Annotated in this window: 9 protein-coding genes and 2 pseudogenes; 7 read left to right on the top strand and 4 right to left on the bottom strand. The window is 64.2% G+C overall.

The window, feature by feature from the left end; all coding sequences use genetic code 11:
• The 4 genes and pseudogenes from AC1D34_RS27245 to AC1D34_RS27230 form a co-directional block, all read right to left on the bottom strand.
• A pseudogene (locus AC1D34_RS27245) lies at positions 1–364 on the bottom strand (ABC transporter permease); the annotation flags it as partial.
• 4 nt (positions 365–368) lie between these two features.
• Positions 369–1,337: an ABC transporter permease gene (locus AC1D34_RS27240; protein ID WP_476825881.1), complete on the bottom strand. Its 969-nt coding sequence runs from the start codon at positions 1,335–1,337 to the stop codon at positions 369–371.
• Positions 1,338–1,549: 212 nt separating this feature from the next.
• The gene (locus AC1D34_RS27235) at positions 1,550–2,449 is read right to left on the bottom strand and encodes a LysR substrate-binding domain-containing protein (protein ID WP_476825880.1); all 900 of its coding nucleotides are present in this window, start codon (positions 2,447–2,449) and stop codon (positions 1,550–1,552) included.
• A 156-nt stretch (positions 2,450–2,605) separates the two neighbouring features.
• Positions 2,606–3,511, bottom strand: a complete 906-nt coding sequence (locus tag AC1D34_RS27230) for a LysR family transcriptional regulator (protein WP_476825879.1) — start codon at positions 3,509–3,511, stop codon at positions 2,606–2,608.
• Between the two features lie 232 nt (positions 3,512–3,743).
• On the opposite strand from AC1D34_RS27230, the gene AC1D34_RS27225 reads away from it, so the two are divergent.
• From AC1D34_RS27225 to AC1D34_RS27195, 7 genes and pseudogenes are all read left to right on the top strand, one after another.
• Entirely contained in the window at positions 3,744–5,276 is a 1,533-nt protein-coding gene (locus AC1D34_RS27225) for an ABC transporter substrate-binding protein (RefSeq protein WP_476825878.1), read from the top strand.
• A 24-nt stretch (positions 5,277–5,300) separates the two neighbouring features.
• Positions 5,301–6,227, top strand: a complete 927-nt coding sequence (locus AC1D34_RS27220; RefSeq protein ID WP_476769565.1) for an ABC transporter permease — start codon at positions 5,301–5,303, stop codon at positions 6,225–6,227.
• Entirely contained in the window at positions 6,224–8,191 is a 1,968-nt protein-coding gene (locus AC1D34_RS27215; RefSeq protein WP_476825877.1) for a dipeptide/oligopeptide/nickel ABC transporter permease/ATP-binding protein, read from the top strand. The genes AC1D34_RS27220 and AC1D34_RS27215 overlap by 4 nt, the downstream gene beginning before the upstream one ends.
• A complete protein-coding gene (locus tag AC1D34_RS27210; protein WP_476825876.1) occupies positions 8,188–9,306 on the top strand; it encodes an ABC transporter ATP-binding protein in 1,119 nt (372 codons plus the stop codon). Before AC1D34_RS27215 ends, AC1D34_RS27210 begins: the two co-directional genes overlap by 4 nt.
• A gap of 3 nt (positions 9,307–9,309) precedes the next feature.
• Positions 9,310–10,611 (top strand): NAD(P)/FAD-dependent oxidoreductase, encoded by a 1,302-nt coding sequence (locus AC1D34_RS27205; RefSeq protein WP_476825875.1) that lies wholly within the window; start codon positions 9,310–9,312, stop codon positions 10,609–10,611.
• Positions 10,497–11,363 carry a M14 family metallopeptidase gene (locus AC1D34_RS27200; RefSeq protein ID WP_476825882.1) on the top strand — a complete coding sequence of 289 codons (867 nt, stop codon included), beginning with the start codon at positions 10,497–10,499 and terminating at the stop codon, positions 11,361–11,363. The genes AC1D34_RS27205 and AC1D34_RS27200 overlap by 115 nt, the downstream gene beginning before the upstream one ends.
• A gap of 424 nt (positions 11,364–11,787) precedes the next feature.
• Positions 11,788–12,021, top strand: a pseudogene (locus AC1D34_RS27195) (SDR family oxidoreductase); the annotation flags it as partial.

Raw genomic sequence — 12,021 nt, 5'->3', positions numbered from 1 at the left:
CCAGAACACCGATCAGCGAGGCGATCGACATGGCTCCAAGCCCGACGGCAAGTGCCGTCGGCGCGCCGTAGATCACACGGCTGGCGACATCATAGCCCATGCGGTCCGTCCCCAGCGGGTGGACCCAGCTCGGCGGCGCCTTTGCACCGGGGTCGATCATCGGGCTCTGGTCCTGCGGATCGAAGGGCGCAATGAATGGCCCGATGACGGCGGTCGCGACGACGAGGAGGACCAGGATGAGTCCGAGCATGCCGGTGCGGCTACGGGCGAAGCGCTGCCAGCCCTGCCGCCAGATGCCCTTGACCGGACGGCGGGCCGGCCTTGCGGAAGACGGCGGATGAGCCGTGATCGTCTGATCGCTCACATGCTCACTCCAGGCTGATGCGGGGGTCGATGAAGACGTAGATGACGTCCGTCAGCAGGGTGGTGCAGATCAGCATGAAGGCGATGACCGCGCTCGCCCCCATGATGACGGGATAGTCGAGCTGATGGATCGCGGAGATGTAGAGATATCCGAGCCCCGGCCAGGTGAAGACGGATTCGGTTACCGGCGCCGTGCCCAGCATCAGGCCAATCAGGAGGCCCAAATAGGTCAGCATCGGGATGAAGGCGGCGCGCAGTGCGTGCACATAGATGACGCGCCGCTCGGGGATGCCACTCGCGCGCATCGCCGCGATGAAGTCGCTCTTCAGCACATCGACCATATTCGAGCGCATCAGGAGCGTCAGCGTCGCGGTGTTGAAGAAGGTCAACATCGCGACCGGCAGGACCATGTGCCAGAGCGCATCGAGCGTCGGGCTGCCCCAGAGAGGATTGCGGGTCGAATAGGCGCCGTAGCTCGGCAGCCAGTCCAGGCTGTACGAGAAGATGAAGATCAACAGGATGCCAAGGAAGAAGGCTGGCAGCGACTGCCCCAGCAGCGCCGTGGCCATCACCGCGAAATCGGAGCGCGAGTGTTGTCGGCGCGCCGCCGTGACACCGAACAGGATCGCGACCGCAAGGGCGATCAGGATCGCGGGAAGCTGAATCTTGAGGGTCTGCCAACCCCAGGTCAGGATGAGCGAGCCGACAGGCTGGTTGTAGACGATGCTGGTGCCGAAATCGAGTTGGACGATCCGGCTCAGCCAGAGCAGGTAGCGCGTCATCGGCGGATGATCGAGCCCGTAATAGGCCTTCATCCGATCGATCACCTCGCCGGTCATGCCGGGTGTTTCCGCCATCATCAATTCGATCGGGTTGCCGATCGAATTGACCAGAAAGAAGATCGCCGCACTGACGCCCAGCATCAGCAGGGCTGCAAAGATCATTCTTCTCGTCAGGAAGACGAAAATCCGCATCGGCGAATATTTCTCCAAGTCAACGGGACAGCAGATCTCATTCTCTCCACAGCGTTGTTAGGCGCGAATGGAACTGGCGGTTTCTGTTTGATCTACGTCAATGACAAGGAGCGTATGGGCCGAAAAATAGGCCGTCAAAGAATATGTTTTTGCTAGTTCATTCCTTCAGGTTATGAGTTAGGCCTTCGACCGGCCCAGCCTCCAAGCGGTGCTTAAGCTTCGGCCCGATAGCCAAGCCGCTCGAATTCGTCCTCGAGATCGCGGGTCAAGGCCTCGGCAAGGGAGGAGCTGCTCAGGCTGAGGGGCCGCAGGTGCCAGACGGGGAAGGAGATCTCCGGCAGAAAGGGCTTCACGACGAGGCCGCGGCCGCGAAAGGCCAGCGCATTGATCTCGTCGACGATGGCGACACCCGCCCCGTTCGCGACCAGAGCACAGGTCAAATGCGCCATCGGCGCCTCGATCATGATCCGCAACCGCACGCCGGCAGCATCAAAAGCCTTCTCGATGATCGTGCTGCGCTCGATCGCGCCGATCGAGACATAATCCTCTCCGTCGAAATCCTCAGGCCGCACGTCGCTGCGCCCCGCGAGCTTATGCTGTTCCGGAACGATGCAGACGCCAGGTATGCGCGCCATGACGCGGCACGCCACATTGGGATGCGGCGTCGACGTATTGGTTATGCCGAGATCGATCTGCCCGGCAATGGCCCATTCGATCACGCGCTCGGAACTGCGCGAGTGCAGCGATATCGTCGTATTCTCGTGTTTGCGGCGGAAACGCGCGATCAGCGGCGGCATCAGCGTGCCGGCCAGCGCCGGTTTCACGCCCAGATTGAGGCGGCCGAAGCGCATCTGACTGATGTCCTTCGACATCCGTTCAAGCCGCTCGATGCTTTCCCAGGTCCGCTGGACCTCCGCGAAGAACAGTTCGCCGTCGCGCGTCGGCTTGAGCCGTCCCTTGGTGCGCTGGAACAGGGTGATCCCCGTCGACCTCTCGAGCTGGAAGAGCATCTTGCTCGCCGCTGGCTGCGAGATGGCCATGATCTCGCCCGCCTGCGTGAGCGTTCCGAACTTCATGATGTGACGGAAAAGCTCGACATGCCTGAGATTCATCAATGCCCCGCTCCTTGCTCGTGATTGAGAAACCCGAGATCACCGTGCGTCCGCGCACCCTGTCGATTCCAAACTGCGACCCTTGCCCGGCCCATGCAGAGCCGAAACCCGGCTCAGCCGATCGTCGGGCACGACAAAGCGTGAAGGATGCAGCCGTCAGTCATCCCCGCCATCGTCCCCTCGAAAGGGCGACGGCGGCAACAGGCTGGCACTGAACGCCTCCACCAATTTGCTGGTGGGGCGACCGCGCTGGCGGAACAGATAGATCGGCACGCGTATCCTCGGGCTGAAGGCACGAAACACAAGCCCCTTCCCGGCCTGGGTGCGGGCGGCCTCGCTGTCGACGATGCCCACGCCACATCCTGCGGCGACGAGGGTGCAAACCGTGACGCCCAGGCTTGCATCGATCATCGAGCGGTATCGCACGCTCGCGCCATCGAGCGCCTGGGATAGCCGGCGCCGGAATTCGTCATCCAATCCGAGCCCGACAATGGCCTCGTCGGCGAGGTCTTCCGCCCTGATTTCCGACCTGCTCGTCAATCGATGCCTTTCCGGCAAGGCGATGACGCCTTCGAGGTCGAACAGCTTGCGGCGCGACAGATTGTATTCCTCGCTTCGCAGCTGGGCGATGCCGAGATCGATCTCGCCAGTACCGACAAGCCGGGCAGCGTCGGTGGAATTGCTGGATTGCAGCGAGATGGTGACATCCGGATRGGCTGCGGAAAACCGCGCAACCATGGCCGGGAGCCAGGCGAGCCCCAGCGCTGGAATCGTGCTGACCACGATGCGGCCCTGCTTGCGGTCGCGCAGACTAGCGGCGAAGCGCGCCAGATTCTGCATACCGAAATAGGTGCGCTCGACTTCCGTGTAGAGCGCCCGCGCTTCTTCCGTTGCAGCGATCCCCTTCGTGGTTCGCGAGAAGAGCCGCAACCCGAGTTCGTCTTCGAGCAGTTTCAGCGCCTTGCTGACCGCCGGCTGCGAGATCCGCAGCATGGTCGCCGCCTCCGTGATGGAGCCGGAGTCCATGATCGCCTTGAAAACCTCCACCTGCCGATAATTCATGCGGCCTCGCCATAACCTCAGTTCATATACATCGCATAATTATGAATTTGAGGCAGATCAATGCGTGTGGTTCTCTAAAGGCCGTCGCTGACTTTGCTGCGCCCGATCCAATCGCGGCGCGAAAGCGACCAAGGAAGCAAAAACAGCAATCCCTCCATAGCGTTAGGCGGGGCATTCGCCCGGCTGCGCCGTCATGGAACGATATCTTTGCGAGCTTGGGGAACAGTCGAACATGCGCAACCTTCGTCGATCCTGCTACGTCGCCGCCCTCTCCGCCGGCGTGTCGATCATGGCCCTCCAGGTGCAGGCGCAGCCGGCCGGCATCCTTCGCATCGCGGTCGGTGCGGACCCGGCTACCTTCGATCCCGCCTTCAATGATCTTCCGGTCGGGAATGCGGTTGATCTGGCCGTCATGGAGGGCCTCTTCCGGCTCGATCCGCAGAACAACGTCCAGAAGAATCTTGCGACAGACCATGCCTTCTCGCCCGATGGGAAGGTCTTCACGGTGAAGATCCGGACAGGCAGGAAATTCAGCAACGGCGACCCGCTGAACGCCGAGGCCGTTGCGGCAAGCTTCAACCGCATGCTCGACGAGAAGACCGGCTCGATCTATCGCGGCCTCTATGCCTCGCTCGGGACGATCAAAGCGGTAGGCGAGGATACCGTCGAGTTCCACCTCGCTGAGCCGAACGGGCATATCCTGATGCTGCTGTCCAACACGGCCGCCAGCATCGTCAACGTCAAGGCGCTGCAGGCCATGGGCGCAGAATATGGCCGAAAGCCCATCGGCTCCGGCCCTTACATGGTCGAGAAATTCATCGGTGGCGAAGGCTTCAGGCTCGTCCCCAACCCTTCCTATTCCGGCGACTATCCGGCGACGCTCAAGGCCATCGACTTCACTGTCGTTCCCGAAGACGGCTCCCGCATGGCGCTTCTGGAAACCGGGAGCGTCGATGTCGTCGAACGCGTACCACCTGAATCCATGCCGGCGATCAATGCCTTGAAGGACGCCAAGGTCATCAACCCACCCAGCATGTTCTCCATCAACATGGAGATGGTGCTGCGCGGGCCGCTCGCCGACCCGCGCGTGCGCAAGGCCTTGAACCTCGCGATCGATCGTGAAGGCATCACCAAGGGAATTCTTGGCGGACTGGGCACACCATCCGTCGGCATGGTCGGCCCAGGCACTCAGGACGAACTGCGCAAGACCTTCCCGCCGATCGCCTTCGACCCTGAAGGCGCCAAGAAACTGCTCGCCGAGGCCGGCTACAAGCCGGGCCAGCTCACGCTCAGCTTCACCTGCCCTACCGGTCGCTACATCAAGGATTCGCAGGTCTGCCAGGCCCTCGCCGGCTCATTCGAGGATATCGGGATCAAGGCGACTCCCATCGTTGTCGACCGCGGCACCTGGACCAAGGTCGTCGGCATGGAGCCGGCCCAGCGCACCGACAACATGGGCATGGTCGGCCGCGCCACCGCGGGCATGGACTATACGCTCTACCGCCTGTTCTTCACCGGCGTCGGCGCGAACCGAACCGGCTACACAAATCCGCGCGTCGATGCATTGCTGAAGGAGGGACGCATGGCGACCGACCCGGTAAAGCAGAAGGAGATCTATGGCGAGATCCAGAACATTGTCTGGAGCGACCAGCCCTTCCTCTTCCTCTGGTACCAGACCCAGGCGCTGGGCGTAGCCAACCGCGTTCAGGGTCTGGCGATCCAGCCGAACGAGACGCTGGTCTTCGACAAGGTCACGCTGAAGTGAGGCTTGCATAGCGGAGAAGCGGCAATGTTCGTTCTCAAACGCCTGGGCAGCGCGCTGCCGACGCTCTTTGCGGTTTCCCTGCTCGTCTTCCTCTTCGTCGACCTGATACCGGGCGATCCGGCCCAGATCCTCGCCGGGCCGACCGCCTCGAACGAAGAGATCGAGAGCATCCGCAAATTCCTCGGCCTGAACGAGCCGCTTCTCACGCGGTACGGCCAGTTTCTGCGCGGCATCTGGGATCCATCCGCTGCGACGTCCTTCCGAACGCACCGCCCCGTCGTCGTCGAGCTCTCGGAGCGGCTGCCGAATACGTTGATCGTCTCGATCGGCGGGCTCGCACTCGGTCTTGTCGTCGGCACGATTGCCGGCATCGTCTGCGCCATGCGGCCGGGCGGGCTCGCCGATGCTGCGATCACGGTGCTCACGCTCGCCGGCATCTCGATGCCGATCTATTGGCTGGGCCTGCTTTGCATCTGGCTCTTCGCGGTCAATCTCGGCTGGCTGCCCGCGGCCGGCGCCTCGACGCCTGCCCATTTCGTCCTCCCGATCCTCGTCATCGCGACGCGCCCGGCAGCGATGTTCAGCCGCCTCGTCGCCACGAGCCTGCTGGAATCGATGGGCAAGGACTATCTCGATACCGCCCGGGCCAAGGGGCTCAGCGAGACCCGCGTCGTCCTGTTCCATGCGCTGCGCAATTCGCTGATCGCTGCGGTCAGCGTCGCCGGCGTACAGTTTGGCGGCATGCTGGGCGGCTCGGTCGTCACCGAAACCGTGTTTGGCATTCCAGGCGTCGGTCGCCTGCTCGTCGATGCGGTCTCCCGCGCCGACTATCCGGTGATCCAGTATGCCATCCTGATGTTCGCGTTCTTCTTCGTGATCATCAATCTCGTCACCGACCTGCTGACCCAGTGGCTCGACCCCCGCACGCGCGAGCAGGAGCGGGCGACATGAGCATCATGCCGAACGTGCTCTCCGCACCTGAAAGAGCGGCACCCCTTGACGCCTTTGCACCGCAGTCGCGCTGGCTGCTGCTGCGACGCATCCTTTCACAGCCGAAAGGCGTCGTAGGCCTGACGCTTGTCACGCTCTACCTGCTGCTCGCGATCTTCGGGCCTATGCTGGCGCCTCAGGATGCCTTTCGCCAGAACTTCGCCCAGACCCTGCGGCCACCTTCCGCCGCGCATTGGTTCGGCACCGACCAGCTCGGCCGCGATGTTTTCAGCCGCGTCCTGGTCGGCGCCCGTGCGACGCTGGGCATCGGAGTAGGCGGCGTCGCCGTGGCCTTTCTGGTCGGCGTGCCGCTCGGCGTCCTCGCCGCCTGGCGGAGGGGCTGGATCGAAGCCGCGGTGATGCGCGCCATCGATGTCATGCTGAGCTTCCCCGATATCGTCTTTGCGCTGGCGGTCGTCGCGATCCTCGGCGCCAATATGCAGAACGTCATCATCGCGGTCGGCATCGTTGCGATCCCGGTCTTTGCGCGCACGGCAAGGGCGGTGACACTCAGCATCCTCGCCGAGCCCTATATCGAAGGCTCGATCGCGCTGGGCGCCAATCCGGTGCGGGTGATCCTCCGCCATGTGCTGCCGAACATCTCCGGCACGCTTCTGACGCTGTCGACCTTGCTGTTCGCTTCGACCCTGCTCTCCGCCTCGGGCCTCGGCTTCCTCGGACTCGGCACCCAGCCGCCCTTCCCCGAATGGGGAACGATGCTGGGGGAGAGCCGCTCCTATATTCGCAGCCATCCCTATCTCGCGACGTTCCCTGGGCTCTTCCTCGCCGTCTCGGCGCTAGCCTTCAATTTGCTCGGAGACGCTCTGCGTACGATTTACGATCCGACGAGCCGGCGTGTCGCCCGCAGGCCTCCGATTCTTAGCCTGTTGCGGCGCCGCCCTCCGCCAGCCGAAGCGCAGCAGCAATCCGCGGAGAAAGCGACCGACCTGGCCGTTTCAGTTCGTGGTTTGCGCATCGCCTACCGCACGGGCGAGGGCCTTCTCGAGGTTGTGCGCGGTGTCGATCTCGCGATCAAGCCGGGCCGGACTCTGGCGGTGGTCGGTGAATCCGGCTCCGGCAAGTCGACGCTGCTGAGGGCAGTCGGCACCTTGGTCAATCCGCAGGAAGTTGCGATTACGGCAGGCGCTATCCGCATCGGGGGCGAGCCGGCATTGGGCCTCGGCCCCGCCGCCCTGCGCGATCTGCGACGCCGCAAGGTCGGCATTGTGTTCCAGGATGCGGCAAGCGCATTGAACCCCGTGCTCACCATTGGCAACCAGCTCGCCGAGGCGGTCACGGCCGGCTCCCGGCTCGACTCGGAGACCGTGCGGCAGCGCTGCATTGCACTGCTGCGCGACGTGAATATCGCCGATCCCGAGCGCCGGCTCGACACGTACCCGCACCAGTTCTCCGGCGGCATGAAGCAGCGCATCGTCATCGCCATCGCCCTTGCTCAGAACCCCGAAGTGCTGCTCGCCGACGAGCCGACCAGTGCGCTCGACGTCACGATCCAGCAGCAGATCCTCGTCCTGCTGACCGAGATCCAGAAGAAGCGTGGCATGGCCATTCTGCTCGTGACCCACGATCTCAACCTGGTCGCGCGCTTCGCCGACGACGTTGCGGTGATGTATGCGGGCCGGCTCGTCGAAAGCGGCGATGTTGCGAGCGTGCTGGAGCGACCGCTCCATCCGTATACTCAGGCACTGCGCGCGTCGGCGCCGGGTGGCAGCGAAGGCCGAGGCCGGCATCTGCGGACCATCGCTGGCGAGCCGCCGCTGATCGGTCGCCTGCCATCGGGCTGCTCATTCCGTCCCCGCTGCCAGCGCAGCGCCAACCGGGCGGAATGCGCCTCAAGCGAGCCTGGTCTCCGGGCCGTCGCCGGCCGCGACGTGGCCTGCGTCTTTGCCGAGGAGGCAACGCGATGAACGCGCCCTTCCCACTCCCACCTCGCGTCCCCGGAACCGACACCGACGACATCGTTATAGTCGCGGATGTCAGCCGGCATTTCGGTGGCAGGCGGCGCTTTCTGAGCGGTGTGGCGGCGCCTGTGGTACGGGCCGTCGACAGGGTTTCATTCCGCGTCCAGCGCGGAACCTGCTTCGCCATCGTGGGAGAATCCGGCTCCGGCAAGAGCTCGCTGGCACGGCTCGTCGTCGGGCTGCTGCGACCGACCGAGGGCGAGGTCACGATCGATGGCGTGCCGCTCTCGACGCTAGATTCAGCCGGCCTGCGCACGATGCGCCGCAAGGTTCAGCTCGTCCTGCAGGATCCGAGGGCCTCGCTTGATCCGCGGATGACCGTGTTCGATACGCTCTGTGAAGCGCTAACCGTGCACGGGCTCCATCGCGAACGCACAGCCAAGCTCGACCGGATCAAGACGGTGATTGGGCTGGTCGGTCTCAACCTGGCCCATCTGGGGCGCTACCYGCATGAATTGTCCGGCGGACAACGCCAGCGCGTTGCCATCGCCCGAGCAATCATCTGCGAGCCGGAGGTGCTCGTCCTCGACGAGCCGGTCAGCGCGCTCGACGTTTCGGTCCAGGCACAGATCATCAATCTCCTGGCCGATCTTCAGGCCAAGCTTGCTCTGACCTACGTGATCATCACGCATGATCTGGCCCTGGTCGAACATATGGCCGATGCCGTCGGCGTGATGTATCTCGGCCGCTTCGTCGAGCAAGGCGATGTCGGCGAGGTCTGCGGCGCACCCCGCCACCCCTATACGCAAAGTCTGATGGCGATCGCCGGCCACTCCGCCCCGATCTCCCGCGACCGGCCAGCGCCGGTGCTGGAGGGCTCGATTCCGAGCCCGCTCGCGATTCCGCCGGGCTGCAGTTTCCACACACGCTGCCCCTTGGCGCGGCGGCTCGCCATCGGAGCGACCACGGTCGTCGAAACCGCCGATGGACGCGTGCCACGTCCCTGCGCCGAGGATCCTCCACCATCCCTGCCTGCGCCGGGAGGCCGCAGCACCGCGACCTGTCACTTCGCGGATGAACGCCTCCCCGACTTTGACCACCGAAGCAACATAAGGAACTGATCGATGTCCGATCACAGCAATGCCTCCGAAATCGTCATCGTTGGCGGGGGCATTTACGGCACGAGCCTGGCCTATCAACTGGCGAGCGCCGGCAAGACAGTGACGCTCCTCGAGGCCGGCGAAATCGCCGGCGGCGCCTCCGGCGGACCGGGCGAGCGCGGCGTGCGCGCCAATGGCCGCGACCTGCGCGAATTGCCCATCTGCGCCGTCGCCCTGAAGCTTTGGGGCGACTATCAGGAGAGTTTCGAGGGCGGTGTCGGGTTCCGCCGCCTCGGTGGCCTGCAGGTCTACGACGTCTCGTATGGCCATCGCGAACACGAAGTGCTCGGGCGCATGGCGGCAAACGCCGCCGCACAGGCGCGGCTCGGTACGCCTTCGCAGGTCCTGACGCGCGATGAGGCGCTGGCTCGGGAACCCGAGCTCGCCCCCGGTATCATCGGCGCGATCTACTGCCCCAATGACGGCGTCGGCGACCACACATTCGCAACGCTGCAATTCGCAGCGCAGGCGACGAAGGCCGGAGCGGTGATCCGCACGGGCGCCAAGGTCGTCGAGATCCTGCATGCGCGCGGGGTCGCCACCGCCGTGAAGCTCGCCGACGGCGAGATAGTCCCGGTCGGAGAGCGGCTGGTGGTGGTCGCCAATGCCGGCGCGGAGACGCTGCTGAAGCCTGTTCTCAAGCCGCATGAGCTCGGGCCGGTCTGGAACCTCATGCCGCAGATGCACTACGTCTCGAACCCGTTGAAGAAGACGGTCAATCATCTTCTCTCGCACGCCCATCGGCGCCTCGCGGTCAAGCAACTCCCGGATGGAACGATCATGCTGTCGGGCGGCGCCCATGTCGCCCATACACCGGAGGGCCTCTGGAAAGGCTCGCTGAGTGCCATGACGCAGAACGTGACCGATGCGATCCTGACCCTGCCCTTCATCGACAACTCGACCTTCCTCAAGGCGGACGCGTCGCGGGTCGATACCGTCGCCGTCGACCACATTCCGCTGATCGGACAGGCGGAGGGCCTGGCCAACACCATCTATGGCTATGGCTGGTCCGGCCATGGCTTCGCGATCTCGCTGGGGTTCACCCGGCTATGCTTCCTGAATTCGACGCGACCCGCCCCGGCAAGTTCAACTACGATCTCGGGCCGATCGCCGGTGCCCTCGACGGCGTCACCGGCGATTTCGTCTGCTGCATCAATAACGGCAAGGGCCCCTCCGTCCTGCTCTGCGGCGGCATCCATGGTGACGAATACGAGGCCCAGATCGTCCTGCGGCGACTTGCCGAGCGGCTCGAACCCGCTGACGTGACCGGGCGCGTGATCATCGTGCCGTCCCTCAATTTCCCCGCCTCACAGAAGGGCAAGCGCCTCTCGCCCGTCGATGGGCAGAACATGAATCGCTTCTTCCCGGGCAAGGCCGACGGCACGCCAACCGAGCGGCTCTGCGCGTTCGCCGCAGAAGCGCTGTTTCCGGTTGTCGATCTTCTGATCGACGTCCACGCCGGTGGCAGCGACGTTTCGGTCGTGCCCATGGTCTTCGGCTTCACCACGGCGAAAAGCGTCGTTGACGATGCTCGCCTGAATCGCCTGATGGAGGCATGGGGCTACGGTTTCGTGCAGCATGTCGACGGCATCGACGAAACTGCCTGCGGCGCCGCGAAACTCGCCGATCTGGCCTCCATCGAGGTCGAGGGTGGCGGCGGGCGCATGAAATCATCCGAGCTGACGATCATGGAAGACGGGCTGCTGCGCGCACTTGCCGATTTCGGCGCGATCAAGCCGGTGCTGGAGCCCCTCCCCTTCGCCGGCGTGCATTTCACGGCCGGGCCGGAAGGCCAGTATCTGGCGTCGCGCGCGGGCCTCGTCGAACATCTCGTCGCGCTGGGTGACGAGGTCACGAAGGGCCAGCGCGTGGCGCTGCTGCATCCGACGGCAGGAGCGCGCAGCGCCCCGGAGGAGATCCTTAGTCCGATGCCGGGCTATGTGCTGCGCCAGACGGAGCACGCCTACGTGTCGGCTAAGCAGTTGATCGGCAATGTAGGTACTCCGATCAAAGGATAAGCCGACGTTCGGCTGGCAGGACGTAGCGGAGCGATCTGGCGGGCCGAGTGTTGTCGCCCGCCTCGCTTCGATCCGTTGGATCGAACGGAGCTTGCGCCTCATATCGTCCTCAGCGCCCCCCTGCCCACGATGCCGCCCGTCCCTGCATGGGCGGTATCGCGTGCTGGATCAGCGCTCCGCTCCGGCAATCCATTGTTCCCAGGCGATCGGGGCCGTTGCACCCAAACGCCTGATGGGCTCTGGGGGAAGCCAATTGGGGCCATTCAGCGTCAGGCGCTCACTCAGGAGCGAGGACTGCGAACCGCAAGCCAGTTCGGCCAGCAATTTGCCTTGGATCGTGCCTCTCGCTCCGCCGCATCCGACCGATGCGAACAACCCGGCTTGACCTGTCCGAAGGCGAAGGACCGACGTGACCGATTAGGCTTCGGTGAAGAACCTCTTTGCCAGGACGAAGGAAGCTTTTGGCCGCCTCGACGTGCTGTTCAACAATGCCGGCGTAAATGCACCGGGCGGAATCCTGCTCGAGGATCTCTCCCTGGAGCAGTGGCAGGCGGTGGTCGACACCAACCTGACCGGGCCGTTCCTCTGCACGCAGGAGGCCTTCAAGCTGATGAAGGACCAGAGCCCGCGCGGGGGTCACATCATCAACAACGGCTCG

It is taken from the genome of Allobosea sp. P1_A7 (assembly GCF_056406775.1).
The sequence above is the reverse complement of the archived record's forward strand: the minus strand, read 5'-3'. Positions and strand labels throughout refer to the sequence as shown.

What these genes read in the sequence shown, in the direction of transcription:
- AC1D34_RS27220 (WP_476769565.1), top strand. Translation starts at nt 5,301, where the DNA reads ATGTTCGTTCTCAAACGCCTGGGCAGCGCGCTGCCGACGCTCTTTGCG.
- AC1D34_RS27215 (WP_476825877.1), top strand. Translation starts at nt 6,224, where the DNA reads ATGAGCATCATGCCGAACGTGCTCTCCGCACCTGAAAGAGCGGCACCC.
- AC1D34_RS27240 (WP_476825881.1), bottom strand. Translation starts at nt 1,337, where the DNA reads ATGCGGATTTTCGTCTTCCTGACGAGAAGAATGATCTTTGCAGCCCTG.
- AC1D34_RS27205 (WP_476825875.1), top strand. Translation starts at nt 9,310, where the DNA reads ATGTCCGATCACAGCAATGCCTCCGAAATCGTCATCGTTGGCGGGGGC.
- AC1D34_RS27235 (WP_476825880.1), bottom strand. Translation starts at nt 2,449, where the DNA reads ATGAATCTCAGGCATGTCGAGCTTTTCCGTCACATCATGAAGTTCGGA.
- AC1D34_RS27225 (WP_476825878.1), top strand. Translation starts at nt 3,744, where the DNA reads ATGCGCAACCTTCGTCGATCCTGCTACGTCGCCGCCCTCTCCGCCGGC.